Here is a 26595-nt window from a genome sequence, read left to right as displayed (position 1 = left end):
ACGTCAATTGTATCTCGCTAAAGTTTTTATTCGCTGTATAATCTGCTATGCATGTTGGAGAAGCTTTTCAAGCCATCCAGCATAGCAGTTGTGGGGGCTTCTAGGAATAGGGATAAGGTAGGTAATATAGTATTGAGGAATATTCTCTCTACCTTCCGAGGAAAGGTATTCGCCATAAATGATAAGGCAGACTCTGTGGAGGGAATAAGGACAAACAAATCGCTCAAGGATGTGGGATCCGTGGATTTAGTGGTGGTGGCAATTCCAAGGACGGCGGTTCCTCAAGTAATGGAAGAGGCTGTTCAGGTGGGAGCGGGTGCTGCTGTTGTGATAACTTCAGGTTTCAGGGAGACCGATGAGGAGGGGGCCAAGCTAGAGGAGGAGCTGGTGTCAATTGCAAGAAAGGGAGGCGTGAGGGTTTTGGGGCCCAATACTTTGGGCCTGATTACTCCTGACATGAATGCGACGTTTGCCTTTGCAGACGTTCTGAAGGGTAATGTGGCCGTAGTGGCCCAGAGTGGGGGTATTGGGGTCTATATGTTGAATTGGGCCCAGAGAACACGGATAGGGCTGAGCTACTTCGTCAGTCTCGGTAACCAGGCAGACATCGATGAAACGGATATTTTTCAATTCTTGGCAGAGGACCTCGACACGAGAGTCATTTTCTCCTACCTGGAGGGAGTGGCTAATGGAAGCAAGTTCCTTGATGTGGTTCCTAGCATAGCTAATAGGAAGCCCTTAGTTTTCTTGAAGGGAGGAATGGGAAGGGAAGGAGCTGAGGCGGCGAAGACTCACACCGGAAGCCTGACGGGGTCAGGGGATCTCTTCAGGGCAGCGGTTAGGACGGTTGGTGGAATACAAGTAGATGGATTGGAGGACATGCTTAACTTGGCCAAGATTCTCACGGCAGACGAGCCCATAAGGCCGGATATATTGGTTATCACCAACTCGGGAGGGCATGGCGTATTAACAGCGGATGCAATAGAATCCGCGGGGTTGAAAATGGCCGCTCTGACCCCAAGGGCAATAGATAAGTTGAAGGAAGTTCTTCCGCCTCAGAGTCCTCCTAAGAATCCACTAGACCTTTCCGGGGACGCGGATAGCGGAAGATATAGAAGGGCATTGCAAATGGTTCAAGACCTTGACTGCACCAAGCTGGTCATAGTGCAGTCCCTGCCCATGGTTAGCTGCAGCGAGGTGGCCAGAGTAGTGCTTGGATTTAAGGGTAGGGAGGTAGTGACGGTGGTGATGGGACTTGATGAGGATGCAGCATCCAGGACACTGGAACTAGCTAAAATGCCCGTGTTCAGGTTCCCAGAAGACGCGGTGAGGGCAATTAGTTACGTTTTGAAAAGAAAGCCTCCCCAGAGAAAGATCAGAGTGCCCCAGCCTATAGAGGAGGCCAGATCCTTAGTGGAGGGAAGAAAATACGTGCCGGATTATGTTGCGATGAAGCTTATGGAACTTTATGGCATAAGAACGCCTAGATGGGCAGTGGTGGAGAGCTCCTCCCAGCTTGAAGCCGCGGCAGATAAGGTGGGTTTTCCCCTAGTGATTAAGGCATCCACGGATTACCCAATTCATAAGACAGAGATGGGAGGAGTAGTCATGAATGTAGAGCGGGACTCCTTGGGGCATGCCTATAATCAAGTATCTTCCAAGTTCAAACGCGTCCTGTTGCAGCGGCAGCTGCATGGAGTGGAAGTGTTCGTGGGTGGACTTAGGGATCCAACCTTTGGGCATGCGGTGGTTGTGGGAATAGGTGGAGTACACGTGGAGGTAATGAAGAGCCTCAGCTATGCCTTATCCCCAGTCTCGGAAGACGAAGCGCTAGAGATAATGTCCGAAAGCAAGGTCACTCAACTATTGACGGCCAGGAATAGGAACTATGATCTGGGCTCCGTTGTCAGGGCGATCTCGACTATTTCTAGGATGATAGTGGACCTCAATGTGAAGGAAATGGATGTTAATCCATTGATGGTAAATGAGACCGGCGCCTATGCTGTCGATGTTAGGATTGAATTATGAGTAATTCATTGATGTTTTAAGGCCAAGGATAAAAACCGCCCTATCTTTCCTAAATTTCATGATATTTTTAGTCAGACACGGCGAATCCACGTTCAATGTGATGGGGATTCTACATAGTTCTACAATAGATGAAGGCCCCCTCAGCGATAAGGGCAGGGAGGAGGCCGCTGCCGCGGCCAGGTTCTTGAAGCGGCTCGGATTCAATGGGCGGGTCTATTCATCGCCTTTGAGGAGGGCTAGGGAGACGGCGTCTTTCTTCACGGATGATTTCGTCATAGATGATAGGTTGAGGGAGGTAGGCATGGGTGCGTGGGAGAAGAAGAGAATAACCGACATACCTGAGTTCCATCTATATTCGCAGGATCCCGTTAGGAATCCACCGCCGGGCGGCGAGTCTATAGTCTCCGTGCTGGATAGGGTGACCAGTATATTGAACGAGGTAGAGGATGGCTCCGTGTTGGTGTCCCATTGGCTGCCCATAGCGGTGGCCATTGCGGCGGCATTGGGCATGCCCTTGAATAATATATATAGGATGAGGATAGGCAATGCATCGATCTCCGCCCTATCCAAGAAGGACGGAGGGTGGGTTGTGGAATTCATTAATATAAGGCCAAGGGACATGGAGCTGATCGTTGGAGGTAGCATTCAATAACTTATTGGAAAATTTTATATCAGTGCCCCCTCAATGGGTAGTATGTTCAGGGACAAGCTTCCATTGTCCAATGCGTCTCTAACGTTCAGGGATGTCGTGCTAGTGCCTGGGCGGGCCGTTGATGAACCGGCAAAGGTGGATCTATCCACGTTTGTTGCAAGGGGGATTCCCATCAGAGTGCCCTTAGTTTCATCCCCAATGGACACAGTCACCGAACGGGATTTGGCGGTGGCAATGGCGCGGGAAGGCGGGGTCGGGGTGATTCATAGAAACATGACGGCGGAGTCCGAGGTCGCCATGGTTAGGTCGGTTAAGGAGTCGCCTAGGTATTCATTGCAGTACATCAAAGTAGCTCCCGAGGCTCCGGTAGGCGAGGCTTTGGCCATGATGACGGCAGCCAATCTGGATTCAATCCCCATAGTGGCTGACGATGGGTCCATCTTTGGCATTATAAATAGATCCAGCGCTATATCGGCGTCGGGCAGGGTCATCGACGTCGCCTCCAAACCCGTCGTGGCCCCGCCATCATTGGGCGAGGAGGCAATCATTAAATTAATGAGGGAGAAGGGGCTGGATGTCATTCCCATGGTAGACTCAGAGGGCCATTACATCGGCTCCGTCACGTATTACGATTTAACCAGGGGCCATCCATCGCTGGGAAAGGATGGGAACCTATTAGTGGGCGCCGCCGTATCTCCCTTCGACCTGGAGAGGGCCAAGAAGCTATCCAAGCATGCGGATTTCCTAGTAATAGACGTGGCCCACGCCGATAATGAGAACGTGATCTCAGCGGTTGCAAGGATGGTTAAGGAAGTGGATGTGGGCGTAGTATTCGGAAATGTTGGCACCTATAAGGGAGCCGTGGATGCCATAACTAGGATAGATTACTTAGCGGGGCTCAGGGTTGGCATAGCCAGCGGCTCCATATGCAGCACCGGCGTCGTGACTGGCGCCGCGGCGCCCACGCTCTGGGCCACGGCCCAAGTAGCGGATGCAGTGCTGGACAGCGGCGCAAGCATTCCAATAATAGCTGATGGGGGAATACGGGAGCCTGGAGACGCGGTTAAGGCATTTGCTGCTGGAGCTTGGTCCGTCATGATGGGTAGGGCATTTGCTCAAGCGCTTGAGTCTCCGAGCCCCGTGATCAGGGTCGGGAGCCATAAGTACAAGTATTATAGGGGGATGGGAAGCGAGGGAGCACGGGAGGCTAGGTTCAGCTTGGATAGGTATGGGCTCAAGGCCAAGAACGTGGCGGAGGGGGTGGAGGGCTTGGTTCCCTACAGGGGAACGGTCAGGGATATAGTGAACTACTTCGTGGGCGGCATGCAGGCCGCAATGGGGTACATAGGGGCCATGAACATACGCGAGGCGTGGGAGAAGGGCGCATTCTCCTTAGTAACGAGCCTCGGCTGGTCGGAGGTAGCTCCCCACGATTTGTTCACCGACGTCGAGGGGGATTAGTGTTGGATAAGGCCATAGTGGTAAACTTCGGCAGTCAATACGCTCACTTAATATCCAGGCGGCTCAGGGAGTTGGGTCTCTACGCGGAGCTGGTGGATCCCATGGCGGTGAGTAATGTCTTGAATGGCGATGTTAAGTTAATAGTGTTGTCGGGCGGTCCATCCAGCGTCTATGAGGAGAATGCTCCATCCATAGATGTATCCATCCTAAATGGGGACCGCCCCATATTGGGAATATGCTATGGACACCAGTTGGTGGCATCCATGTTGGGAGGCTCTGTGGAGAAGGGGGAGGGCGAGTTTGGCCCAACCAAGGTCTACGTGGATGTCCGGGAGCCCATCTTTAAGGGATGGAATGAGACTGAGGTGGCTTGGATGTCCCATGGAGATTACGTGGCGAAGCCCCCTCCTGGGTTCAGGGTCATAGCTAAGTCGGAGCGCGGTTACATAGCTGGAATGAAGAGTGATGATGGCAGGATATATACATTTCAATTTCATCTGGAGGTTACCCATACGAAGAAGGGAACCACATTGCTGAGAAACGTGGTGGACGAGTTGGTGGGCAAACACGATATCTGGAGGCCGGAGGACTTAATAGACTCCACGGTGGAGGATATAAGGAGGAAGGCAGTCGACGGTCGAGTCCTGGTTGCTGTGAGCGGGGGAATAGATAGCACGGTAACGGCAGCCCTGATTCATAAGGCAGTAGGTGACAGGGCAATGCTAGTCCTAATAGATCACGGGCTATTCAGGGAGGGAGAGGTTAAAAAAGTGGTCAAGTTATATGAGGAGGTCGGGCTCCACGTCAAGGTGATAGATGCGTCTCAATCATTCCTGGGCAAGTTAAGGGGCGTGTCGGACTGCGAGGAGCGGCGTAAGATAATAGGCGAGACATTTGCAGAGGTATTCACCAACTTGATGAGGGAGAATCCCGACGTGAAATGGGTAGCGCAGGGCACGCTGTATCCCGACGTAATAGAGAGCGGCGCCGTTAAGGGAAGTAATGTGATAAAAAGCCACCACAACGTCGGCGGGCTTCCCAAGTGGTTCAATGTAGGATTGATAGAGCCCTTGAGGAACCTATACAAGGATGAAGTCAGGAGATTAGCCGCCTCGCTGGGCCTGCCCAATGAAATGGTGTGGAGGCAACCATTCCCGGGTCCAGGCCTTGCCGTTAGAATAATGGGCGTCTTCAATGATGAAAAACTGGCGATAGTGAGGAGGGCGACGGCGATATTGGAGGAGGAATTAAGCAAGGCCGAAGTACGGGGCTATTGGCAGGCGCTAGCTGCCGTGGGAGACGATGAGTGGGTGGGAGTGAAGGGCGATAGACGGGCCGTGGGCCATATTGTGATAATAAAGGTAGTGTCAAGCGATGATGGCATGACGGCGGATTGGATGCCGCTCGACGCGGATTTGCTATCTAGAATAAGCCGCAGAATAACGGGCGAGATGCCCAACGTATCAGCGGTGACATACTTCGTCTCCTCAAAGCCGCCCGCTACAATAGAGCCCTGCTAATGGCTCTCGAATACTCTCTTGAAGAGCGTGTCCAATTTTTAGTAACGCATTAATCATCCTCCCAAGCAGCTCAAAAATAGATCATAACTCCCCTCCCCGAATTTATTCGGCATATTGGTCAACAATTTGCTTGAGGCTTAATAAGATGAAAGCCGTGCTTCTCCTTACGGCATTAAGTACGTGTCCAATAATTGGTAACGCATATATAAATATTATTTATTAAACATCCCGCTCTTAGTTTGCACTTGAGATTGCTTGCTGCATCCAGTACATTGCTTCGGTTATGAATGTAGGACCCATGTGGGCTAGGAAGTCTCCCTTGGTTATGCGTATCTTGCTTGTCGCTATGTTTATGCCTCTCGCCTTTAGTCTCTCTATCACGGCGGCTTCATCTACCTTGGCCCCTCTTTTGGGCTCGTATATTATTAAGTCGGGCCTCCGCTCCAATATCTGGTAGGCCTTGGGCTCGAAGTAGGCCTCATCTACGTCGTCGAACACGTTTATGCCTCCAAGTATGTTTATGGCATCGCTTATGTGCGTGGGAAAGCCTGGCGTTATGGGTCCTCCTAGGTCTAACTCCACGTATACCCTAGTCGCCTGCTTTATCGTTCCAATTAGCGGATTAATCTTGCTCAGCATGTTTAAATAAAGGGACCTGGCTTCTTTCTTTTTGTCTATTATTTCCCCAATAATTATTACGTTATCCAAGATCTTGCCCACGCTCGTAGCAACCGGGACGGGATAAACATTGAATCCGCTCTTCAATAGTTTATTGGAGAGTTCCCGCTGCACGCCGGTGCTGGTGAATATTATGTCCGGGTCGTGTCTCCTTAATTCATCCTCATCTACGTGCGTGTAACTGCCTATTTTCGGGACTAGTTTGGCCTCTGGCGGCCTGTAGCTGAATGCATCGGTTGCCTTGACTAACCGTCCTGCCCCCATCATGAAAATGGCCTCCGTGGCCGCTGGATCCAAGCTAACTATTGAGTTGAGGGGGCGAGGCACCTCCACGTAATTACCTAATGCCTCTGAGAATACCTTGACCGTCATAGCATTATCGAGAGACCGGAGGTCCCGTCTCCTTTATAAGCATCTAAGGCGGGCAAGCGCTAGTTGCGATATATTTTTAAAAGGCTTGGTGTATTGATGAATTAATATGTGGATGATGGCGGTGATATTTAGATGACGGGCAAGAAGTCGCCGCTTGGGTTATATGCGGCCAGGAAGCTCAAGATGAAGAGGCAGCGGAAGCGTTGGAGCGATATTTACTATAAAAGAAAGGCTTTGGGAATAGCCAAGCGATATGATCCGTTGGAGGGAGCGCCCATGGCTAAAGGAATAGTGTTGGAGAAGGTGGGCGTGGAGGCCAGGAAGCCTAACGCCGCCGTTAGGAAATGCGTTAGGGTTCAATTAACCAAGAATGGGAAGGTAATAACGGCATTCGTGCCGTGGGATGGAGGCCTTAATGCGATTAACGAGCATGACGAGGTAATAATAGAGAGGATAGGGGGGCCGGAGGGCAGGGCTTACGGAGATTTGCCTGGAGTTAGGTTTAAGGTAACGAAGGTAAATGGAATTAGCCTTAAGGCCATATTACTTGGAAAGAAGCAAAAACCTGTTCGCTAAATTTTATTCTCTCCGACCTAGGCTTATCGTTCGTTTTATCGCTGCGTACTCACCATCAACATAAAGCAAGGATATCTTAGGTTTCACCCTTTTCAGCTGCGGAAAATCCCGCTTGTAAGGGATGAATTCCTTGAATGGTCGTCAGAGGAATGGGGATTTTCAAGGCAGGTGAACGCATTATACATGCCCTATTGTGGAGAGGGATCGGTAGGTCAATGATTTGTGCAGCGTTTCCTGGATGAGGCATTGCCTTGATTTCATGGTTGGAGCAATATGATAAGTGTATTATGGTTATGAAGCTCCGTAGTAAATAATATAAACTAGGGAATATGCGCTTTGAGCAATGGAGGAAGATGATAATATACGGGATGAAGAGCCCAACGAGGATGAAATGATAGACCAAGAAGCGGGAGAAGAAGATGAAACTGGGCTCTCCAAGCTCCTCAAGAAGCTGCCGGATTGGAGCGCAGGATTAATAATATACAATAAGAATGCATACCCCATAGCAAGGTCCAAATACGCCGAGGGGGAGTACTATTTCTCCACCAGTTGGCGAAGCGTTGCCAAGAACGTGAACGGCGATAATATAGTGATGACTAAGGAAGGCGACGTCAAGAAATACAAGATAAAGCGTAAGGGAGACTCAAAGTACATACAAGTAACATTGATATAGACGGAGGAATAAATTAATTTGGTAATTATAGAATATATTTGGCGGTGGTGATGTCCCTTCGTAAGGCCCTTACGATAGCTGGATTGGATAGCGGCGCGGGCGCCGGGGCCACGGCCGACTTGAAAACATTTCACTCATTTGGCGTTTATGGCATGGTTGCGCTCACCTCAGTTACATCCCAGAACACGGTGGAGGTCAGGTCAATAAGCGATGTGCCGCCCAACGTGGTGGAGGATGAAATAAACGTCGTGGCGGAGGACATAGGAGTGGACGCGGCCAAGACCGGAATGCTAAGCAACTCCGCTATAATAGCCACTGTCTCCAGGACTGTGAGGAAATGGGGCTTTCCCCTCGTGGTGGATCCCGTTATGGTAGCCAAAAGTGGGGCCAGGTTATTGAGGGAGGACGCGGTGAATTCTTTAAGGAACCTATTATTGCCGATCGCGTTGGTCGTCACTCCCAATATACCTGAGGCCGAGGTATTGACGGGCGAAACCATAAAGGACCTAGGCGATATGGGACGCGCAGCCAGGTGGATCTCGAGGGAATTCGGTACTTCAATAGTTATAGTGAAGGGCGGTCACTTAACTGGCCCTGAATCCGTCGATGTAATTTATGATTCCCGGCATGAGTCGCTCCATGAACTGCGTGCGCCGCGGATCGATACCTCCAATACCCATGGGACTGGCTGCAGCTTCTCTGCCGCAATCGCCGCGGGCATAGCTAAGGGAATGGATGCGATGGACGCCATACGCGCGGCCAAGGAGTTCATAACCAACGCGATACTGTACTCCGTGGGAGTGGGGCATGGTCATGGCCCCGTCAACTCCCTGGTCTCGCTGCAATTAAGCGCGGCTAAGTACGATGCGTTGATGGACTCCATCAAGGCCACTAATAGGCTGATCGCCGCTGGCTTGCGAAGCGGGGTCTCCATATCCCTACTGCCGCTCGATTACTTCAGGAGAGGTGATGAGGCTATTTACGTGGAATTCGATGAGGGGAGGCTCGGCGATCCCGTTTTCGGCTTGCCCAATGACTTCTCATCGCTTGCCGTGGAGGCGATTGGTAAGGGATTAAAGGGAATAGTAGCCATTAAGGGTGTGACGGCTCAAGCGCTCAATCGCTGCGGAGCAATCAAAACCGTGGGCACCAAGTACTGGATAGCCATGGGAGATAATGCAATCGACGCCGCCAATGTAATTATTAATTGCCTAGATCAGCATCAATAATTGAGGCGTTTATCCATTGATTAATTTTACGGGGGGTAGGGGGTGGATAGCCCCCTCACAGAAGCGTTTTTAATAATGAGACTCCAATATATTCTAGGTCCTGGCTGGAAGAGCTGGGTCAGTACCCTCGCTGGGGGAACTCAAGCCTGTGGACACTGAGCCTCCGTAACTCCGATAAGGGGGGATCGAGCCCAGTGGAGGAAGCATGTAATCCCCACCGCGGAGGCGGGGATGCCCCACCCGTAAGGGCGGGGTAGTTCACTGCAATGTATGAGACTCGATTTTTCCGAGGCTGCATGAGTACCAAGGATGTAGATAATTGTTTCCTCGTGGTCAATCTTGATGGAATTAAAGGCTGGTTCAGTGGATTCTGTGGGTAGGCTCTAAGCTGAATACCTGCCCCGAGTTCTTCGTGAATTATATTACTTGCCTAACGTATTTTGAGAACGTGGATTCCGCTATATCAACTGAGAGCGCTATTATTAATTGGCTCTCGTGGATAACGCCCGCTATGTCGCGCTCGCAATGCCCCTCCTTTATTATGCTGAATATGTTATCCAACATCGCCTCCCTATTCGTTATTATCCTCAGCGCATTATCCTTCGAATTGGATAAGTACGCATTGACGGCCTTCAGAGAGTAAGACCACACCTCCTTTATTCTGCCGGCAAGCGATGATAGGCATGCCTGGGCGAAATTGGATTTCTTGATGAAATTGGCGGTTCTATCCAATGCATCGGCTATGTGCTCCATGTTCTTGACAACTAGAGTATCGTCTATGGCCTCCTTCGGATCCTTGAACGATAACTTCTTGATGGCCCTCAATGCAAGGAAGTATAGCTTGTCCACTTGATCGTCCATTTCCAGCAATTCCGTGATATTTTTATCGCCGTTATTCTCCAAGTAGGCAACCAGCCTTTCGAACATGGAGTTAAGCATTGATGACATGCTGGATAATATCTCGTTTAGGTTGACGTTGACCTCCGACGTCGCTATCTTTATTATGGTCTCGGACTCCTCCTCCAATATAAGGGATCCAGGTAGTTTGGGCTCTATTCTTTGGTAGGCTCGCCTTATGGTTTCTCGCCGGCCCTTCAATGCCATGCTGTCCAGCCCCTCTATGTAGCTGGCTATTATTATTCTGCTCGTTTCATCTATGTCATCGCTCACGGAGAGCTCTATGGGCTTCTCCTCAAGTCCTCCCGTGGTCACCGGCTTTATCACCAACATATCGCCCGCAGCCCGCACCTCCACCAAGTCCCCCAGACCTATATCGATGGAATCCAGCCAATTCTTCGGCAGCGTAATGCCTATGCTCTTCTCTCCAATCCTGATAACCTTTCTATACATAGACATCTAAATCAATTTAGATTATTTATTTAGCTTAAAAAGGTTTTTGAAAAATCAAAGACATTATTATCGCCTCTCCTTTATTGCCATTAACCCTCATTCGTCGCAGGTCGGGGTGAGATCATCCATACTAGCTTTAAATGGGCGTGATAAAAGAGAGCAGTATCGCAGCCCTTTATGACGGGGAAGGAGGTTGGCTAAGTTGAATCGCATGTAATATCCTTGGATCATCTCTTGATTATTTAAAAATGATTTTCAGGGCAATTTTGTTAATGCTTAGGAAATAGATTTTTAACTCCACGGTGGTGTTCCAAAACATGAGTACTAAAATAACCAAGGGAAGCAAAACCTACGAAAACTTGAAGGCAGCGTTTCAGGGTGAGTCAATGGCCAATAGGAGATATCTATACTATGCTAGGATGGCGAAGCAGCAAGGGCTCAACGACGTAGCGGAGGTGTTCGAGAAGACCGCAAATGCAGAGACTGGCCACGCGTTTGGCCACTTAATGTATCTAGGCGCGGATCCCGTTGCTGATATAGAGATAAAGAACATAGAGGATGCATTTAAGGCCTCGATATACGGCGAGACCTATGAATGGACTCAGATGTATCCAGGATTCGCTAAGGTAGCTAGGGATGAAGGCTACCAAGAAGTGGCGGAGTGGTTTGAGGCGGTTGCAAAGGTGGAGAGATATCATGCAAATAGATTCAATGAAGCTTTGGAGAAGTACTATAAGACCAAGGGAGTGAAGTCGGAAGTAGAGGACGAAACCCTGGGCAAATTATAGGCGGGAAGCGAGCAATCATGTCCAGCGATTTATTGAGCTTGATAAGTGAGATTAGGCCTGCTAGCGATTATGGGAAAATACGGAATGATGTGTATAAATTGATTTCGAAGTACAAGGCGCCTCGTTACCTCAAGTTAACGGATAGGCTCAGCATGTTATTCGAGGATGCGGTCACGGTTTGGTTCCAAATAGAGGAGACGATACATATGGAGGCCACGGACGATGATGAGATGATGAGGGAAATAATAAGGACTTATCAACCCATGATACCCAAGCCAGACGAAATATCATTTACCTTATTCGTACATGTGTATAATGATGAGGAGATGAGATCATTGCTTCCTAAGTACAATGGGATAGAGCGAGGGGTTAAGATGGTATTAGATGGAAGATCTGTGGAGGCATCCCCCATATATCCAGAGGATTACGGCCCTGGCTCTCAGGTAAGAAGCATGCATTACCTTAAGTATAGGTCGAGCGGGTTAAGCGAGTTGGTGGCTAAGGCAATGCGCGTTGAGGTGTCAGTGGATCATCCTCAGGCCAAGGTCAAGGTAAACGTGCCGAGCGATACGCTGGATTCCATTAAGAAGTCCGTTGGAGCAGGCTCGGTGAAATGGATCGTTTAGAGCAAGTGCGTTTCATTTACATTCTGGGTCATAAGGATTTATACACATTTATCTTTATTTTTCCTCCGCTTGATGATATATTGAAATCCACCAATCCGGCTTTTTTCATGGAATTTAACAAATATATTGTGACTTGCGTTTCCTCCTCATCCTTTCCCTCCAATAATTTATCCAGTGAAGTTCCGTTTCCTATCGAGTCCAGTATCTGCTGGGCAACTCGTTGATCGATGTTGGGCATTGATCCCTTTCCCACATATTTCTCAATGGAGTACCTAGACTTTGCATATATATCCATCAAGGAATCGGCCATTATGGAGACATCGCGTTCGACCTCCATTAATTTCTCAATGACTTCATCTATCAATGTGGGATCCCTGCACGACGACTTGACATCCCTCAGAATTCCCATCAATACATTTAACCTATCTATTATGGACATCATTTAATGCATTATACATTGCTTATAAACTTGCCTAATCATTGTGGGACGGGGAAAATGGGTTGGCCCCAATTGATGGCTTAATAGGCCGCACGGCCATACTTTCAAGGCAGTAGGAGGTCGGTGAATTGCGTGTTATAGATAGTGCGTAAATAAATTATTTCATTTTTGCGATACACGTTGATTTCACGATAATATTCCATTCCGTCGCAATAGATTGATTATGTTAATTATCCTCTTCTCAACCAGAGGATGATCATCCAGTAACAAGTTTTTCATTTTGCCCTTGATAGATTGCTCCTTGAGTGCGTTCGGGTACCCCACCTTTATTAATGATGCCAATAATCCCTTTACAATGTAGAGATTCTCCCCGCTCCGTCCATCTACGCTCACGGCCTCTCTATCTGCTCTCAGCTCTATTAATTTATTTATTTGCTTTATGGTAAGTACGGACGCCAGTAGATATGCCACGTAGAATAGAGATATGTACATTGGCTGCCACCTCAGGGATATCAATATATAAAATATCGAGCCCACGCCTGCCGAGTTGGCTGCAAGCAACATGCCGATCAATGCGAGGGAATCGTTATTCCTTATATGGCTCAATTCATGGTTTATGACAGCGCTTATCTCGGCTCTATTCATGCATGCAAACATCTTATTGGACACAACTATCGCCTTTCTCGGAAATCCAATTGACAGTGCATTGCAATAATTGGAGATCGCCAGGTATATTTTTATTCCGGGCAAAGCCGGTATGTTGTACTCCTCTATATTTACCATGAAATCGCTCAACATCGTTTTCAATTCATCGTTTATACGCTTCAATATATCAGTCAAAGAGATATTGCTCGACGATGTCTGATCAATAGATGTCAAGAGCGATATGGCGCTATCTATTTTATCACGGGGCGTGTTTGGATCTATTTGTATATCTATTCTGTATATTTTCCTGCCTGTTACGTCGTATTTTTTCAACCCCTCGAAGAATCCCATCATTAAAACCAACATGGATGCCATGGATGATGCTATTGATGATATCCATGAGATGATTATGTTACGGCTGATCGCCATCATCAAGATGAATATCAATAATGATATGGCCATAGGCATCACTGCCAGTAAACCAAGCCTCTCCTCTCGTCCAGGCCGTGGATCTATCTTCCGTAACCCCCCCTCAGTCTCCCCATATAGCATGACTAGGTGTTTTTTGTCGCCCTTGGCGATTAACTCCTCGAAGGCATTGACGGCCTCCTTTATGGAATAATGATCATTGACTATTTTATTGTTTAGCCTGCCATAAAATGGATTAATGGAAATTAGCCTCCCTATCTCCATTGCCAAATCCCTAAAGAATAGATCTATCTTCTCGTTATATAACGAATTATCTATTATATAATTAAGTAATTTATGAAATTTGGTTTCCAGCCTCTTGGATAGGATAGTTCTGTACCTCTCCACGAATCCCTTATATGTATCATCGCCATCCAACTGAAAAACTCTCAATAAATCATTCAATAGCTTGAGCCTATTTTTCATATTCATATCGCGGGAGATTTCAAGGTTTAAATGGATAGTGTTCAACCATCCAATGCTTGTTGCAATTCATTTTTCTCACTTGAGACCCCGCCCGTAAGGACGGGGCAGTTTACTGAACTTCAATTAATGTTTATGGATTATCCCCTCAAATTAGTGGCCTTAAGCCTCCATTGCTAAATACACTCAATTTTTAAATTAGTTCAATCCCTCACGGATCGATATATTCATGTGCTGCGAACAGTTTTAAAATGATGTGTTTGAGCTCAATCAGGCATGCAAGAGAGACGAGCGGATGATCAGCGCATCAAGGAACTGCGATTCATTAGGTCCGGTGATGAGGTGGTTCCCGGCGATGATGCGACCAAGCTGTATCTAAGGGAGAAGGGATTATCGGCGGACCCCGTGGAGCTTGCCTATATATTGTCGAGTGACGCTAGCGTCGCCGTTTATATAGATGATAGGAAAATGACGTTGGAGCAAGTATTGCCAGATAATGATTTTTGGCGTTTCATAGTTTTCCTTGATCTGAAGAAGAGGGGATATAGAGCACATGTATTGCGGGGTTCATCTGTGGACTTGGTGGCGTGGGAGAAAAAGAAGGATTCCATAAGGGATAGGCCCAGATATATAATAAAGATAGTCAATGAGGGAAAAGGAGAGACCGTGAGGAGCATAATAGACCTCATAAAGTATTCAGAGAGCAATGGAATGCAGCTGATATTGGCATTGGTGAGCGCTGATGGAATATTGACTTACTATAAAGCGTTTACTTTTAAACCCATTAAATCCGACTTATAGTTATGGTAACTCTGAGGGAACTGGAGGAGTTAGTGCAGAGAAGCAGGAGATACGACTTGAAGATACGGGTCAGGTTCAAGGGAACTAAATACAGTGTCTTGATAGACAAGGAAATAAGGGCATTGGATGAGGCGGGTAAGGCCATGTCTTGGAGTAAGGCATTTCCATTGGCCCCCCACCAAGCTTTGACTAATTATCCATTGGACTCCGTGCAAGTGGAGTGTGGGGATGAAGTAATATGGAGCGGAAAATCAATGAGCGAGTTACTTAAGGTAATCGATGACCTTAAATGCAATTAACTTTTTACCTAATCCAAGGATGAACCTCGTCGAATGGCAGTTATTCCTCCTAGAGCCTAATTGCCTCAATTACGAAGGCTAGGCATTAAAGATTAAAATACCAATGCAAATGGCGTGAGGAGAGCATCATGAAGGTAGCCATTGTGGGCGTTGGCAGGATGGGGCAATATCATTTATCTGCAGTGAATAAATTACGCAAGGACGAGGAAATAGAGGAGGTGGGAGTATTTGACGTGGTCGAAGACAAGGCTAAGGAAGCCTCGGCCATGTATGGAGCGACGCACTTAAAGTCGCTGGATGAGATTGCATCATTCAAGCCAGATCTTACCATAATAGCAACTCCATCCTTAACTCACTATGAATTATCGCATAAATTGTTGGACGTCTCCAATTTACTGGTAGAGAAGCCAGTAATAGTTGACGTGAGAGATGGAATTGAATTATTAAACAAATCAAAGAAGAGCGGCCATATATTGATTCCAGCTCACATAGAACGATTCAACCCATTAATAGAATATATGACCACCATTAAGGACATACATCACATAGATGTAAAACGTCTATCCAACTTAAATAGGGACTACTCAGTTTATGTAAATGTAATATTCGACTTAGTTCTTCATGACTTGGACGCCGTGATTTGGAGCATGAAACCCACATATGTTTCGCTGAAATCGCTTAACATTGAACGGAACGGCGTAATAGTCTCATCAATAGTATCGCTCGACCTAGACAATTACGCCACCGCCGTAATCCATGCATCGTGGATATCGCCCATCAAATTAAGGCAATATTCCATCATTAAAAATCAGGGGAGTGCTTGTATGATGGATTTAATTAACGGGAGGACCGATTGTGAGGGCTATGCTGCAAGGACGGTGGATCAATTATTGGAGGAGGACAGGAACGCCATAAGGGCAGTGAAGGGCAAGGAGAGGCCCAAGACTACCCTGGAGGAGGCAATAAGGCTGCAAAGGGTGATGGATTCAATAATGAGGGGCTCAGGCTCCGTATCAATTTAACCCAACCCAGCTCTTCACTTATTGGCGGCGTTCTTTGCCATTTTCTTGGCGTTCTCATCCCTCATCAAGTACCTTATAATTACGTCGGGCTCCGCGCCGTTTTCTAATAATGCCCTGATATCTATGTACTCTTGCAGTGACTCCTCATCCACATCCACCTCATTAGCCACGACTTTAATTCCCCTCTTTTCGACATCGCTAATTAAGTCCTCGAATTTACCGTACCTGCTCCTTACCTCGCCATCTACATAATTCACCAATGCGCCCATATATTTCAAATAAATCCTAGGCTCGCCGCTCAGTTGATATGCGGCTCCATAGGCCATTACGGCATACTGAAACATCTCCATAGAGATCAGCTCATCTCCGGCTTCTTCGTATTTCTCCGTGGTGCCCTCCATCATTGCCTCCAAGAACGATTTCATGGATCTACATCTATTCCTAGTCTCTTCATCCCTAATCGCTGCATCGCAGCGAGAATATTGAACCAACGCCTCATCAAGGTCTCCATGCAGGAAATAGTACTTAGCCATTGCATCTATAGCATTGAATCTGGTTAGGTCGGCGTGCTCCGCCTCGCCCAGCGCGTCATAAATTGCAGATGCATTCAGATAATGCTTGGCTCCCTCCATTACTTGCCTCTTCTCTTCCTCGTGGTTATTTTCCAGGTGATATAATTGGGATCTCTGAACTGCATCTCCGGCAATGGCAATGTTTAACAGTGCCCTTAGATAACTTGAATTGGGTGAATTGCCCTCTATTTGAAGCGCCCTTTCCACGAATGAGATGGACTCCACATACTTTCCGGCGTCAAGCAGTGCCATAGCGATGCATTGGGCGGTGCCTGCATCAGTTATCGACTCGGCCTTTATCAAGGATAGCGCCTTTATGGGTGGCGGATTTACCTCGCATAGCTTCCTCACGCGTTCGCCTGCTTCCTTCAATGCATCCCTCAACGCATTTTCCGGCAGCATTTCTATTAAAGCCGTTACTTCATGCATCGAACTCGGTAGGTCCGCTATCGCGTTGAGTAGAGAATCCATGAGGCATTTCACGTCAATGCCGCAGTCCAGCATTCGCATTATTTGCGATGCGTGGCTTAAATCGCTTTTGTGAATAGCCTGCCTCGATAGGTAGGTCGTTGACGCTTCTACGGGGTTGACGATATGTTTAAAATCCGGAAGGGGATAATCCTGCAATAATTATGGGATACGTTGAGGTGATTAAGTAATGGAGGTGAACGTTTCTGATAAGCAGATAGTATTGCCTGGAGACCAGGTAGGATTAAAGGGTGGCAAAAACACAATAAGCGGAGCAATATATAGCGAGGGCGATAAGATATACGCGGCCGCTGTATCCGTCATAAACATAAAGGAACTGGATTCAGGCGAGCAGGAAATCCAAGTAATACCGCTTAATGGAACTTATAGGCCGAGGGTGGGCGATATGGTGATAGGCTATGTGGTGGATATAACGGTAACTGGATGGGAGATCGATATAAAATCCCCCTACGCGGCATTTCTATCAATTCATGAAGCCACCTTAAGGCAATTGGACGTTACTAATGTGGATTTGAAGACAATCTTGAAGATAGGCGACGTCATCTTAGCCAAAATAATCGATGTTAATCTATCCAGGGATTACCCGGTAACGTTGACGCTGAGGGAAGCCAGGTTGGGCAGGATAGAGGACGGGGTGGTGGTCGAGGTGGATCCCACGAAGGTTCCCAGAGTGATAGGGAAGAAGGGCTCCATGGCTAATATGTTCAGGGAGGAACTTGGGTGTGATGTTACGGTGGGGCAAAACGGCAGGGTATGGATTAAGTGCAAAAATGAGGAGGATGAGTCATTTGTAGTGCATGCGGTAAAGAAGATAGAGCAGGAAAGCCACACCAGCGGATTAACGGATAAGATGAAAGCCTACGTGGCTGAGTACAAGGCCTCGCGCGGCGGTAAATCGACGGATCAAAGAGATACTGGCCCTGCCTGATAGAGTACAAAGCGAAAATCAACGGGATTAAGGTGGTTTACATTAATCCTAAATGCGTCTAAAACTTGTCACAGGTGTGGGTATGTTGTCCAAGTGGACGGGGAGAGCATAGGTGCCCTAAGTGGGGCGTGGTGTATAACCGTGACTTGAACGCTGCTATTAACATGGCCCGTGCCTTAAGGGGAGGCGCAGGTCGGGGGCTCGTAAGCACCCTGAAGGGGAAGTGAAGGCGCGCCGCGAAGGCCGCCGGAAACCCCCAAAGCCCCACCCCTAAGGGGGGCAGTTTATGTTCAAGCTAGGCCTTGCTTTCTAGGCGATAGGTTAGATTCACTTGGGCTGGCTCTAGTTATTAAGTCGTGTTCACGCATTAATCGATAATGGCTTTGGTTCAACCGGTAATTTATTTAAAGTGGTATCGGGGTCATTCCAAGAATGGTATTGATAGACAATTATGGCAGGCCATTGCTGAAACTTAGGATAGTGGTTAACAGCGTCTGTAACTTTTCATGCATCTTCTGTCATTTTGAGGGCCAATCCAGGTTAATTCCAGAGTTGACGCCGGAGGATATAGGATTCGTCATCGATGCCGCCATGAGGGTGGGAATAAATGATTATAAGATAACGGGGGGAGAGCCTCTTCTAAGAAGGGATATAGTCAAGATAATAGAGGAAATAGCGGAGAGGCGACCGAGCGATATATCGTTGACTACCAATGGTTACATGTTGAGGGATTTAGCTAGGCATCTAAGCCATGCTGGGCTAAATAGGCTTAACGTCTCCTTGCATAGCCTTAAGCCAGATAGGTATAAGTACATAACTGGAGTCGATGGTTTTGAGAATGTATTGAATGGTTTGATGGAGGCCAAGAATTACTTTAGGAGGATCAAATTGAACGTCGTTCTCTTAAGCGGCGTTAACACTGATGAGGTTGACGACATGATAGATTTCGCTTCAAAACATGGTTTTGATCTGCAATTCATAGAATTGATGCCTGTAGGCGATGGATCGTCCATCTTCTCGAAGCATTATTATAATATAAACAATATAATACCGTTGTTGGAGAAGCGTGGTAAATTCATTGGAAATAGGATGGATCTCCATAATAGGCCTTTGTTCTCCATCGATGGAATAAGAGTGGAATTGATAAAGAATTACGAAAATCCATTATTTTGCGCGGGATGCACGACAATGAGGTTAACATCCAATGGCCAGCTTAAGACGTGTTTATATAAGAGGCCCGTATTGGATCTATGGAACATCATAAAAGGAAGGAACTTGGAATCATTGATAAATGCCTTCAAGGAAGCCAATTCACTGCGAGAACCGAATTTCAAGGGCATTGGGTCTCGCATAACAGTTAAGATATAGCTATCCTCACTTTGGCTTTAGCTTACCGTGTTTTTAATACTTTGCTAAATAGAGCGCTCGCTCATGCCCATAAGCCTTAATTCATGAACCAATCCCTCATATAGGCTTCTCGCGGTTTCCCTCTTCTTCGCCAATTCAATGCATGTGCTGCGCATATCCATTGAGCATGAACCAGGTATTTTGCTCATAGCTGCAATTTCGTCCATTATTCTCTCCTCATAATTGCCAATTGAATGATAATTGATGGCTATATGAAGCGCTGCCAGTAATTCATGCAATACATCTATCACGTATTTAATGCAGCAATCCTCGTCAGTAACTTCATCATTCACCTCATATAATAAGTTCAATATGTTTCCCATGGTGGACTCCACATCCTTTGGGTTCATGTGTTTTATCTTGTCGAAATTTCCAATCAGCAATGCCAGGCTTTTATTCATATATTAATGCAGATATCGTTTTGTTTTAAATTTAATGGAGAAGGAAAGAGTTAGAAAGAGGAATATTGATTTCTTATAAGTGATACATGGTATTTATAGGTGGAATGACCGGGAAATGGGTTATTTTAATGATTTGTCTTGGCTGCATTGTTAGGAGTTGACCCAAGGCGGATAGTAGCCGGCAAAGGGATGGCCGGGGAATCCTAAGTATCCGAGGCCCAACTTAGCCGCGGCCAACCACTCACTCTCCTCCTGATGCATGGCAGAGGTAAAGGTAGAATTCCAAAGGGGCAATGCGGAGGCGCCTTGTTGCTGCAAAGCCAATAGTCCTGAATATAATTCGCCATCTACGTCTGCGAATAGTGAAAGGGGATCTATGACGAAATTATTCGGTTTAGTAGCAAGTAAGTGCTGATACATATACCATTGTTGAGGCGTATTGTACCAATCAGTTCCATTTATATAATATGTAACTGCTTTCCATCTGGTCCAAACTTGTTGACCAGCGTAGGATATCCAATAATTCATGAATTGAATAGCTTGGTTCTCTTGAGGACTTACTGGTATGGCTATCGCATCCATTACTAATGGGAAGTAATTTTGGGTTCCCGAAAAGGGAATTGCTACCACCGTCACGTTATTCCATTCAATATATGGCTCTATTGCTGGGTATACCGTAATGTTCTGAAAATCAAATAAATAATTAGTGGCTGAATCCACATCTACCTCGAATGCCGCAGAACCTTGGGATACCAACGCTATTCCTTGGGTCCAAGTCAAGGATTGCCAACCAGGATAATTGTACGATGTGAAGTTAAGGAATATTCTATTAGTTTCATTAAATATTCTTTGGAAAGTGGAATTAGAAAGAGGAATTGTGCCATATATCAATTCATTCATCAATTGCGGACCGCCTAACGATAAGAAAATTGCAAACCACAATTGTTCTTGGTCATAGCCGCCATCGGCACCGGGAACCATCCATGGAGTTATGCCATGATGTACTAGTTCCATAGTATCGTATTCCAGAGTAGTAAGATTGTAGGGAATAGGAAGATCATATTTCCTTAATAAATTCAGGTTCATGTATAGAACAAATCCACTATGCACGCTGACTGGTACATTTAATATTGTTCCATTGTATGCCGCCGCCTCAAAGGCAGGCATTACCACATGGTTTAAAATCCCTTCTTTCATCAATATGGGAGTTAAATTAAGAAATGTATGAATGCCATTGGGAGCAGATTCCACGTAGCTCAACATATTGGCTCCAACTAGGCTCTGGAATATAGCAGGCGGCTTGCCTACTTCTATTAGCGTGAGTATGGCATACTTGGCATTAGTACCACCAGCCCCCGGAGTTATCATGGGCGTTACGTTTAGGTGGTATTGGTTTTCGAAGGCAGGTATCAAATGATTAAGAGCAACTTTTCCCGTAGTTGCCCACCATGTGTAGAATATTAGTGAGGATGTTGTTGGGACGGGCGTGGTGGTTGTCTTGGTGGGTGGTTTGTAGGTGAGGGCCGCTGCCGCCGCGACTATTACGACGATGATCACGACGGCTATCACGGCCCACGCGGTCCTAGATAATCCCTTCATAATAATAAAAAATAAATTGCCAATTTAAGCATTATGGTGCACCGGTAATAATAAAAACCAATAATATATTATTTATTTAACAATCATATTTTATGTATTTAAACTAGTTAGATGATGAGTATCTTTTTGAGAATTATAATTATGTTCCGTTAAATTATAAAATCAATAGATACTTACGTCAGATAAAAGGATGGAAGCCATTAATAGCCTTTATTTTGATTGTTTTCAATTTTTATAATTATTGTTTAGCCGCCACCTATGGGAGGTAGCAGAACAACTTCATCTCCATCGCTCAACTCTGTTTGAAGTCCCTTCTTGAATTCTATTGCTCTGCCATTAACTAATATATTATATCCATCCCTGACCTTATCTCCATCCAGCAAGGTCTTCGAAATGCTGGGGTTTATCTTTTCATCAATGGTTTTTAACAAATCGCTTATGGTAGCGTCATCAGGTACCTCAATCTCTGTCCTCAAGGTCTTTGCTATATCATAAAATGTGGCCAAGAATTTAACTATTACCTTCATGGGTGATATCATGCCCTTGTGATTAATAAGTCTTTGTTTTAAGTTCCTTTGTCTTGATCATAAAGTGCTCCATAGGCATGCTTTTAAGGTCGTCGCGGGCGCCCTCATCATGCCAATATTAAGATATAAAGATAAACTCCCAAGGATAGGGAAAAACGTGCTCATCCCGAGTAGCGCCTATGTAATAGGGGATGTGGAGATCGGAGATAATGTTAGCCTATGGCCATTTGTGGTGATCAGGGGAGATGAGGATCGCATAGTTATTGGAGATAACTCAAACATACAGGACCTAACAGTGATTCATACAGACAAGGGAATCGTGACCCAGATAGGAAGTGGAGTAACTATTGGGCATCGAGCCATAGTGCATGGCGCTAAGGTAGGCAATAATGTCTTGATAGGCATGGGAGCCATATTGCTCAACAATTCGGTAATAGGCGATTACTCCATAATAGGCGCTGGCGCTGTCGTTACGGAGGGCATGGTAATACCACCGTATAGCATAGCTGTTGGGGTTCCCGCCAAAGTGATCAAGACTGTAGATGAAGAATCCAAGCTACGCATAATCAATAATTACAAGGCATACTTGGAGTTAGCCCGCGAATATGTGGGAATCCTTTAAGTGATTTTCCCTTTCTATCTATATATTATTTAGGATGAGTTTTTGTCTTTGCTGAATAATCAAATCACCTCATACACATATTATTACACGTATTGTGAAATATGGTTCCCCAATCTATGCATGCTCAGGATCTGCCTTAATTCGGTCATCGCTTTATTAATTCGGTCAGTTTTATTCCAATGGTGGGGGTTTTTTCAGTTCTATTCACAATTCCGGGCTCCACCAACTCCACATATCCTTGCTTACTTAATACATCCAAGACGCGTATCAGAGTCTCCCGTCGTATGCCGGTCGAATGATATAGATCATCCACCAGTCTCATTCTACCAACACTCCAGTATTTGTTTATATACTGTATTATTGCAAGTGCTGCTCGCTGGCTCTCCTCATCATTAAAGCCAGGAATAATGAGTTCTTCCTTTGGTTTTGTTTCTTGTCTTTGTTCTTCCTTTGGTTTTGTTTCTTGTCTTTGTTCTTCCTTTGGTTTTGTTTCTTGTCTTTGTTCTTCCTTTGGTTTTGTTTCTTGTCTTTGTTCTTCCTTTGGTTTTGTTTCTTGTCTTTGTTCTTCCTTTGGTTTTGTTTCTTGTCTTTGTTCTTCCTTTGGTTTTGTTTCTTGTCTTTGTTCTTCCTTTGGTTTTGTTTCTTGTCTTTGTTCTTCCTTTGGTTTTGTTTCTTGTCTTTGTTCTTCCTTTGGTTTTGTTTCTTGTCTTTGTTCTTCCTTTGGTTTTGTTTCTTGTCTTTGTTCTTCCTTTGGTTTTGTTTCTTGTCTTTGTTCTTCCTTTGGTTTTGTTTCTTGTCTTTGTTCTTCCTTTGGTTTTGTTTCTTGTCTTTGTTCTTCATATAAGGCCTCTATTATATTGATCCCCTTAGGTGAGCGACGTCTTTGTCGAGTGTTTCGCTTCAGTTCTATTTCTTGGGGCAGCGAGATCCTTATCTCTTCTTTACCCAGTTTTATTCTTCCTATTTCAACTGGGTTCATGGCTACTATGTCTTTATCTTCTTGTATTATGGAGTTAATTGCCATGAAGAGAGCAATCCTTCCTATTCCCCTGGCTTCGGCCTCCTCCAATAACCTGTTTAGAAATACCTTCTGCTCTTTGGCAAGCAACGAACTTATCCAGCTCTTTATTTCATCTATATTCATTGTATACCTTGGGCAATTATATCGTCAAAAACATTTATAAGCTTACCTAAATCCCTCCTCGAATAAGCATCTCATGTTTTGTTTATCTATTGTTGCCGTCCCCCTTCTTTGGACAAAACGCTTAAATAATGGCTAACCATCTTAAGGTGAGCTATGATGTTTATGGATCGATTGCTTGGTGAATTAAAGTGGATCATGCTGTTTACTGCCCTGGTTCTCAATGAGCGTCCGTGGTGGTTGATTGATGGATAAATCCTTCACGAGTGACTCCACTTACTTGCGATTCATAGTATCTAGGCCCCGCAGGTTGAAGATATTGAAATCTATCTACGCCTCCGCCAAATCCCTGGTGGAACTAGAAAAGGAGTTAAATTTACCCCTATCCATTTTACTATACGATATAGAGACAATGAGACTACAAGGTTTGGTAGCAAAAATAGGTTCCCAAGTCATATTAACGGATAGGGGACGTAACGTCGTCAATGCCCTTAAGGATATGAACATAGATGAGGATAAGCCCCTGGGTTCCCTTCACAAGTTCATTAATTACATCTCCCTAAGACCAATAGGGGTTTATCTTCATCAAGTGGAGGCCAAGATTCTCTTGCTATATTCGATCTTGATATTATCGATAAGCACCGCAATAATGTATATGAGCGGCGTTAAATTGCTCTTCCTACTGCCAACCACCGATGCGATGCTTCCCCAATACATCACTATAGTATCCATTATTTCCTTTGTTTTAGCAAATGTGATAATCCTTAAGATAATGATGCCCATGCATCATGTATTGTATTGGGTAACCTACTCATTGGCATCGCTGATACCGCTCTTATCGGCATCAACGGTATACTCGCTTGCATATGCCTTGGGTTTCATGTATGACCCTGTGATCGCTGCCGTAATATACACGATTGGCTACCTATCGACGGTCACCTCGATATCCCTATTATCTACCCTCGTGTCGCTGGAGACCAGTCTATCCCTTGAGGTTGTCTTCACGATATACATATTCATCATGTTTGTCCCAAACGTTATAGCTTACTTCCTAGTCATGTCTCCCCTCTAGGCTTGGGACCTGAATGGAATTCGTATATCCTCCATCAGATGATTCTGCGCAGACCCTAGATGTCTCCCTATCAATTTTAAGGAGCATTTGCGAGAAGAAAGGTGAGATCAGCTTGGTGGAGGTGGGCAGCGGCAGCGGCTACGTGATAGGTCAATTGGTCGAGGAAATGGTGAAAATTAATTGTAGATATAAGGCATTAATTGGAATAGATATAAATCCTCATGCAGCCCGTCTAACAAGTTTAGCGTCGGACTCCATAGACTCGATACGGTCGGATCTATTATCTTCCCTCAGACCCATGAAGGTTGACCTTGTAATATTCAATCTACCATATTTGTTGGGGCCCCGTAGGTCAGGCGACGTGGATTGGATGGATGCATCCATTTACATAAATTATCTCAGAAATGATTTAATAGATGTCTTTTTAAGGCAAGTAAAGGATCTGAACGTTGAGTTCACGGTTATAACGTACTCCTCCGAGTCCATGAGTCTCGTAGAGACTGCCGCGAAGGCTGGGGGGTTCACGATAATGCGCAGGGCGGTGAAGCATGTGTTTTTCGAGGACATAATAACCAGCGTATTACGTTAGAAGGATAGTAAATGCCATTGAGTTCAGCAAGTCGAAGCTCGCTCCAGTTTTTGTCCTTCCAATACGCATCATTTCAGCTTAACTAGGCCTTTCTATTGTTAAGTTAATCACAGCCTCTCCTATATCGGATATGTACTCTCCTATCCTGGAGAGACTGTTTATTATGGTCCTTATGCTAGCGGATAGCGATGGATCTATCTCTATCTTGGTTATATCGTTCATTATGTTTGGAATTGATGATTTGGACTCGGACTTGGCTAAGTCTATTATCCGATTCACCTCCTCCAAGGTTATGGAGTCAATGAATGCTTTGGAAATGGAGTCTAGCAATTTATGATCCAACACGGTCATTTCGCCCAATTTATTCCTAACATCCTTCGGTATTCCTATTAGGTATGCCGAGCCCATGTTAAGCAATTCATAGGATATTTCAACTACGTGATCAGCGGCTCTCTCTAGGGATTTATTGATTGTCGCGTATTCCAATAGGTTTCTGGGATCCTTCAGGCCCGATAGGCTCATGGAATGCTTGCTGACCACCATTCTTTTCAAGAGCCTATTGAGAAGCCAGTAGAACTTATCCACTTCATTGTCTCGCTCTATTATGTCGTTGAGTATGGATTTATCGGCTGTGTCCAAGGCAGTCCTCACGTCCTCGAGCATTCCAGCCAATGCCCTAACTATCTTGAGCACTATGTCGTTTATCTTGACGTCAGGAATATCTATTAAGTTCTGCATGACTAGGCTATTTCTGCCCTCCTCCGTCACCTCGACGCCCGTCAGCTTTCGCCTGACCAAGTCCTTTATTTCCTTCTTCAGCGTTGTGGTGGATACGTCGAAGTTAAGCTTGAACACGTCGTAGCCTGCTAGGTAATATGACAAGAGTATCCTCTCCAAGTGATCCTTATTGGATAGATCATCTTGGACGTTGAGCGTTGCCTCGAATGCCGTCATCTTATCGATTTTTTTAGGAACAACCAGCAAGGATAGATCGGGTTGAGGCATCACTAGCACCTCGTCGCCTGGTTTGAGGTCGGTTGCCCTCGTCCACTCCTTTGGAAGGGATACTATTAAGGTAGCCCCTCCTGTTAATTGCACCCTTCGGGTTTCTGGCTCATACTTCACAATAGATCACTGTTCCTATATCTATTACCCTATAAATACTTTATTCTGTCATCTATTATTGGAAGTAACATAA

Annotated in this window: 27 protein-coding genes; 17 read left to right on the top strand and 10 right to left on the bottom strand. The window is 45.8% G+C overall.

All coding sequences use genetic code 11. The features are described from left to right. Nucleotides 1-51: 51 nt before the first annotated feature. Genes ACZ5ZS_RS06605 through guaA form a run of 4 tightly spaced genes read left to right on the top strand, consistent with a single transcriptional unit; the run spans nucleotide 52 to nucleotide 5661 of the window. Complete coding sequence (locus tag ACZ5ZS_RS06605) at nucleotides 52-2028, top strand: acetate--CoA ligase family protein (protein ID WP_188596801.1); 1977 nt, start codon at nucleotides 52-54, stop codon at nucleotides 2026-2028. Between the two features lie 58 nt (nucleotides 2029-2086). Beyond that, a complete protein-coding gene (locus ACZ5ZS_RS06600) occupies nucleotides 2087-2680 on the top strand; it encodes a histidine phosphatase family protein (RefSeq protein WP_188596800.1) in 594 nt (197 codons plus the stop codon). A 42-nt stretch (nucleotides 2681-2722) separates the two neighbouring features. Continuing rightward, nucleotides 2723-4141: an IMP dehydrogenase gene (gene guaB, locus ACZ5ZS_RS06595; protein WP_188596799.1), complete on the top strand. Its 1419-nt coding sequence runs from the start codon at nucleotides 2723-2725 to the stop codon at nucleotides 4139-4141. A gap of 2 nt (nucleotides 4142-4143) precedes the next feature. Continuing rightward, the gene (gene guaA / locus ACZ5ZS_RS06590) at nucleotides 4144-5661 is read left to right on the top strand and encodes a glutamine-hydrolyzing GMP synthase (RefSeq protein ID WP_188596798.1); all 1518 of its coding nucleotides are present in this window, start codon (nucleotides 4144-4146) and stop codon (nucleotides 5659-5661) included. Nucleotides 5662-5895: 234 nt separating this feature from the next. Here the strand turns inward: guaA and ACZ5ZS_RS06585 are convergent, their stop codons facing one another. Beyond that, complete coding sequence (locus ACZ5ZS_RS06585; RefSeq protein ID WP_188596797.1) at nucleotides 5896-6711, bottom strand: ABC transporter substrate-binding protein; 816 nt, start codon at nucleotides 6709-6711, stop codon at nucleotides 5896-5898. A gap of 132 nt (nucleotides 6712-6843) precedes the next feature. Between ACZ5ZS_RS06585 and ACZ5ZS_RS06580 the strand changes: the two genes are divergently transcribed. The 3 genes from ACZ5ZS_RS06580 to thiD all read left to right on the top strand — a co-directional run bounded on the left by ACZ5ZS_RS06580 (nucleotide 6844) and on the right by thiD (nucleotide 9189). Continuing rightward, entirely contained in the window at nucleotides 6844-7287 is a 444-nt protein-coding gene (locus ACZ5ZS_RS06580; RefSeq protein WP_188596796.1) for a 30S ribosomal protein S12, read from the top strand. 343 nt (nucleotides 7288-7630) lie between these two features. Further along, entirely contained in the window at nucleotides 7631-7960 is a 330-nt protein-coding gene (locus ACZ5ZS_RS06575; protein WP_188596795.1) for a hypothetical protein, read from the top strand. 50 nt (nucleotides 7961-8010) lie between these two features. Next, on the top strand, nucleotides 8011-9189 hold the full coding sequence (gene thiD / locus ACZ5ZS_RS06570; RefSeq protein ID WP_188596794.1) for a bifunctional hydroxymethylpyrimidine kinase/phosphomethylpyrimidine kinase: 1179 nt from the start codon (nucleotides 8011-8013) through the stop codon (nucleotides 9187-9189). 417 nt (nucleotides 9190-9606) lie between these two features. Here the strand turns inward: thiD and ACZ5ZS_RS06565 are convergent, their stop codons facing one another. Then, on the bottom strand, nucleotides 9607-10545 hold the full coding sequence (locus ACZ5ZS_RS06565) for a phosphate signaling complex PhoU family protein (RefSeq protein ID WP_188596793.1): 939 nt from the start codon (nucleotides 10543-10545) through the stop codon (nucleotides 9607-9609). A 311-nt stretch (nucleotides 10546-10856) separates the two neighbouring features. On the opposite strand from ACZ5ZS_RS06565, the gene ACZ5ZS_RS06560 reads away from it, so the two are divergent. Together ACZ5ZS_RS06560 and ACZ5ZS_RS06555 are read left to right on the top strand one after the other, a co-directional pair. After that, a complete protein-coding gene (locus ACZ5ZS_RS06560) occupies nucleotides 10857-11327 on the top strand; it encodes a rubrerythrin family protein (protein ID WP_075060389.1) in 471 nt (156 codons plus the stop codon). 17 nt (nucleotides 11328-11344) lie between these two features. Further along, complete coding sequence (locus tag ACZ5ZS_RS06555; RefSeq protein WP_075060388.1) at nucleotides 11345-11953, top strand: DUF3501 family protein; 609 nt, start codon at nucleotides 11345-11347, stop codon at nucleotides 11951-11953. A 28-nt stretch (nucleotides 11954-11981) separates the two neighbouring features. On the opposite strand, the gene ACZ5ZS_RS06550 is transcribed toward ACZ5ZS_RS06555, so the two are convergent. Continuing rightward, nucleotides 11982-12392, bottom strand: a complete 411-nt coding sequence (locus tag ACZ5ZS_RS06550) for a hypothetical protein (protein ID WP_188596792.1) — start codon at nucleotides 12390-12392, stop codon at nucleotides 11982-11984. Between the two features lie 186 nt (nucleotides 12393-12578). Continuing rightward, complete coding sequence (locus tag ACZ5ZS_RS06545; RefSeq protein WP_188596791.1) at nucleotides 12579-13931, bottom strand: M48 family metalloprotease; 1353 nt, start codon at nucleotides 13929-13931, stop codon at nucleotides 12579-12581. Nucleotides 13932-14204: 273 nt separating this feature from the next. On the opposite strand from ACZ5ZS_RS06545, the gene ACZ5ZS_RS06540 reads away from it, so the two are divergent. From ACZ5ZS_RS06540 to ACZ5ZS_RS06530, 3 genes are all read left to right on the top strand, one after another. After that, nucleotides 14205-14729 (top strand): PDDEXK family nuclease, encoded by a 525-nt coding sequence (locus ACZ5ZS_RS06540; protein ID WP_188596790.1) that lies wholly within the window; start codon nucleotides 14205-14207, stop codon nucleotides 14727-14729. Nucleotides 14730-14731: 2 nt separating this feature from the next. Then, nucleotides 14732-15028: a hypothetical protein gene (locus ACZ5ZS_RS06535; RefSeq protein ID WP_188596789.1), complete on the top strand. Its 297-nt coding sequence runs from the start codon at nucleotides 14732-14734 to the stop codon at nucleotides 15026-15028. A gap of 128 nt (nucleotides 15029-15156) precedes the next feature. Then, complete coding sequence (locus ACZ5ZS_RS06530; RefSeq protein ID WP_188596788.1) at nucleotides 15157-16050, top strand: Gfo/Idh/MocA family protein; 894 nt, start codon at nucleotides 15157-15159, stop codon at nucleotides 16048-16050. A 14-nt stretch (nucleotides 16051-16064) separates the two neighbouring features. Here the strand turns inward: ACZ5ZS_RS06530 and ACZ5ZS_RS06525 are convergent, their stop codons facing one another. After that, nucleotides 16065-17126 (bottom strand): hypothetical protein, encoded by a 1062-nt coding sequence (locus tag ACZ5ZS_RS06525; protein ID WP_188596787.1) that lies wholly within the window; start codon nucleotides 17124-17126, stop codon nucleotides 16065-16067. Nucleotides 17127-17280: 154 nt separating this feature from the next. On the opposite strand from ACZ5ZS_RS06525, the gene rrp4 reads away from it, so the two are divergent. Together rrp4 and moaA are read left to right on the top strand one after the other, a co-directional pair. Next, the gene (gene rrp4 / locus ACZ5ZS_RS06520) at nucleotides 17281-18039 is read left to right on the top strand and encodes an exosome complex RNA-binding protein Rrp4 (RefSeq protein WP_188596786.1); all 759 of its coding nucleotides are present in this window, start codon (nucleotides 17281-17283) and stop codon (nucleotides 18037-18039) included. Between the two features lie 432 nt (nucleotides 18040-18471). Beyond that, the gene (gene moaA / locus ACZ5ZS_RS06515) at nucleotides 18472-19407 is read left to right on the top strand and encodes a GTP 3',8-cyclase MoaA (protein ID WP_188596785.1); all 936 of its coding nucleotides are present in this window, start codon (nucleotides 18472-18474) and stop codon (nucleotides 19405-19407) included. Nucleotides 19408-19451: 44 nt separating this feature from the next. Here the strand turns inward: moaA and ACZ5ZS_RS06510 are convergent, their stop codons facing one another. From ACZ5ZS_RS06510 to ACZ5ZS_RS06500, 3 genes are all read right to left on the bottom strand, one after another. Then, complete coding sequence (locus ACZ5ZS_RS06510) at nucleotides 19452-19847, bottom strand: hypothetical protein (protein ID WP_075060377.1); 396 nt, start codon at nucleotides 19845-19847, stop codon at nucleotides 19452-19454. 150 nt (nucleotides 19848-19997) lie between these two features. Further along, entirely contained in the window at nucleotides 19998-21446 is a 1449-nt protein-coding gene (gene glcS / locus ACZ5ZS_RS06505; RefSeq protein ID WP_188596784.1) for a glucose ABC transporter substrate-binding protein GlcS, read from the bottom strand. Between the two features lie 245 nt (nucleotides 21447-21691). Then, nucleotides 21692-21973 (bottom strand): ubiquitin-like small modifier protein 1, encoded by a 282-nt coding sequence (locus tag ACZ5ZS_RS06500; protein WP_188596783.1) that lies wholly within the window; start codon nucleotides 21971-21973, stop codon nucleotides 21692-21694. A gap of 109 nt (nucleotides 21974-22082) precedes the next feature. Here ACZ5ZS_RS06500 and ACZ5ZS_RS06495 point away from each other — a divergent pair, with 109 nt between their 5' ends. Beyond that, nucleotides 22083-22595, top strand: coding sequence for a gamma carbonic anhydrase family protein (locus ACZ5ZS_RS06495; RefSeq protein ID WP_188596782.1), 513 nt, complete (start codon nucleotides 22083-22085; stop codon nucleotides 22593-22595). A gap of 145 nt (nucleotides 22596-22740) precedes the next feature. On the opposite strand, the gene ACZ5ZS_RS06490 is transcribed toward ACZ5ZS_RS06495, so the two are convergent. Beyond that, complete coding sequence (locus tag ACZ5ZS_RS06490; RefSeq protein WP_464858138.1) at nucleotides 22741-23739, bottom strand: hypothetical protein; 999 nt, start codon at nucleotides 23737-23739, stop codon at nucleotides 22741-22743. Between the two features lie 244 nt (nucleotides 23740-23983). On the opposite strand from ACZ5ZS_RS06490, the gene ACZ5ZS_RS06485 reads away from it, so the two are divergent. Both ACZ5ZS_RS06485 and ACZ5ZS_RS06480 read left to right on the top strand, forming a co-directional pair. Next, nucleotides 23984-24808: a hypothetical protein gene (locus tag ACZ5ZS_RS06485; RefSeq protein WP_188596780.1), complete on the top strand. Its 825-nt coding sequence runs from the start codon at nucleotides 23984-23986 to the stop codon at nucleotides 24806-24808. 13 nt (nucleotides 24809-24821) lie between these two features. Beyond that, nucleotides 24822-25397 (top strand): class I SAM-dependent methyltransferase, encoded by a 576-nt coding sequence (locus ACZ5ZS_RS06480; RefSeq protein ID WP_188596779.1) that lies wholly within the window; start codon nucleotides 24822-24824, stop codon nucleotides 25395-25397. A 78-nt stretch (nucleotides 25398-25475) separates the two neighbouring features. On the opposite strand, the gene ACZ5ZS_RS06475 is transcribed toward ACZ5ZS_RS06480, so the two are convergent. After that, entirely contained in the window at nucleotides 25476-26522 is a 1047-nt protein-coding gene (locus tag ACZ5ZS_RS06475; protein WP_188596778.1) for a phosphate uptake regulator PhoU, read from the bottom strand. Nucleotides 26523-26595: the final 73 nt, after the last annotated feature.

It is taken from the genome of Thermocladium modestius (genome assembly GCF_055398215.1).
This window is presented reverse-complemented; position numbering and strand designations above follow the sequence as displayed.

Coding starts and splice junctions, on each gene's coding strand:
- ACZ5ZS_RS06605 (WP_188596801.1), top strand. CDS start 52: ATGTTGGAGAAGCTTTTCAAGCCATCCAGCATAGCAGTTGTGGGGGCT.
- ACZ5ZS_RS06600 (WP_188596800.1), top strand. CDS start 2,087: ATGATATTTTTAGTCAGACACGGCGAATCCACGTTCAATGTGATGGGG.
- guaB (WP_188596799.1), top strand. CDS start 2,723: ATGTTCAGGGACAAGCTTCCATTGTCCAATGCGTCTCTAACGTTCAGG.
- ACZ5ZS_RS06585 (WP_188596797.1), bottom strand. CDS start 6,711: ATGACGGTCAAGGTATTCTCAGAGGCATTAGGTAATTACGTGGAGGTG.
- ACZ5ZS_RS06580 (WP_188596796.1), top strand. CDS start 6,844: ATGACGGGCAAGAAGTCGCCGCTTGGGTTATATGCGGCCAGGAAGCTC.
- ACZ5ZS_RS06575 (WP_188596795.1), top strand. CDS start 7,631: ATGGAGGAAGATGATAATATACGGGATGAAGAGCCCAACGAGGATGAA.
- thiD (WP_188596794.1), top strand. CDS start 8,011: ATGTCCCTTCGTAAGGCCCTTACGATAGCTGGATTGGATAGCGGCGCG.
- ACZ5ZS_RS06565 (WP_188596793.1), bottom strand. CDS start 10,545: ATGTCTATGTATAGAAAGGTTATCAGGATTGGAGAGAAGAGCATAGGC.
- ACZ5ZS_RS06560 (WP_075060389.1), top strand. CDS start 10,857: ATGAGTACTAAAATAACCAAGGGAAGCAAAACCTACGAAAACTTGAAG.
- ACZ5ZS_RS06555 (WP_075060388.1), top strand. CDS start 11,345: ATGTCCAGCGATTTATTGAGCTTGATAAGTGAGATTAGGCCTGCTAGC.
- ACZ5ZS_RS06550 (WP_188596792.1), bottom strand. CDS start 12,392: ATGTCCATAATAGATAGGTTAAATGTATTGATGGGAATTCTGAGGGAT.
- ACZ5ZS_RS06545 (WP_188596791.1), bottom strand. CDS start 13,931: ATGAAAAATAGGCTCAAGCTATTGAATGATTTATTGAGAGTTTTTCAG.
- ACZ5ZS_RS06540 (WP_188596790.1), top strand. CDS start 14,205: ATGCAAGAGAGACGAGCGGATGATCAGCGCATCAAGGAACTGCGATTC.
- ACZ5ZS_RS06535 (WP_188596789.1), top strand. CDS start 14,732: ATGGTAACTCTGAGGGAACTGGAGGAGTTAGTGCAGAGAAGCAGGAGA.
- ACZ5ZS_RS06530 (WP_188596788.1), top strand. CDS start 15,157: ATGAAGGTAGCCATTGTGGGCGTTGGCAGGATGGGGCAATATCATTTA.
- ACZ5ZS_RS06525 (WP_188596787.1), bottom strand. CDS start 17,126: ATGCTGGACTGCGGCATTGACGTGAAATGCCTCATGGATTCTCTACTC.
- rrp4 (WP_188596786.1), top strand. CDS start 17,281: ATGGAGGTGAACGTTTCTGATAAGCAGATAGTATTGCCTGGAGACCAG.
- moaA (WP_188596785.1), top strand. CDS start 18,472: ATGGTATTGATAGACAATTATGGCAGGCCATTGCTGAAACTTAGGATA.
- ACZ5ZS_RS06510 (WP_075060377.1), bottom strand. CDS start 19,847: ATGAATAAAAGCCTGGCATTGCTGATTGGAAATTTCGACAAGATAAAA.
- glcS (WP_188596784.1), bottom strand. CDS start 21,446: ATGAAGGGATTATCTAGGACCGCGTGGGCCGTGATAGCCGTCGTGATC.
- ACZ5ZS_RS06500 (WP_188596783.1), bottom strand. CDS start 21,973: ATGAAGGTAATAGTTAAATTCTTGGCCACATTTTATGATATAGCAAAG.
- ACZ5ZS_RS06495 (WP_188596782.1), top strand. CDS start 22,083: ATGCCAATATTAAGATATAAAGATAAACTCCCAAGGATAGGGAAAAAC.
- ACZ5ZS_RS06490 (WP_464858138.1), bottom strand. CDS start 23,739: ATGAATATAGATGAAATAAAGAGCTGGATAAGTTCGTTGCTTGCCAAA.
- ACZ5ZS_RS06485 (WP_188596780.1), top strand. CDS start 23,984: ATGGATAAATCCTTCACGAGTGACTCCACTTACTTGCGATTCATAGTA.
- ACZ5ZS_RS06480 (WP_188596779.1), top strand. CDS start 24,822: ATGGAATTCGTATATCCTCCATCAGATGATTCTGCGCAGACCCTAGAT.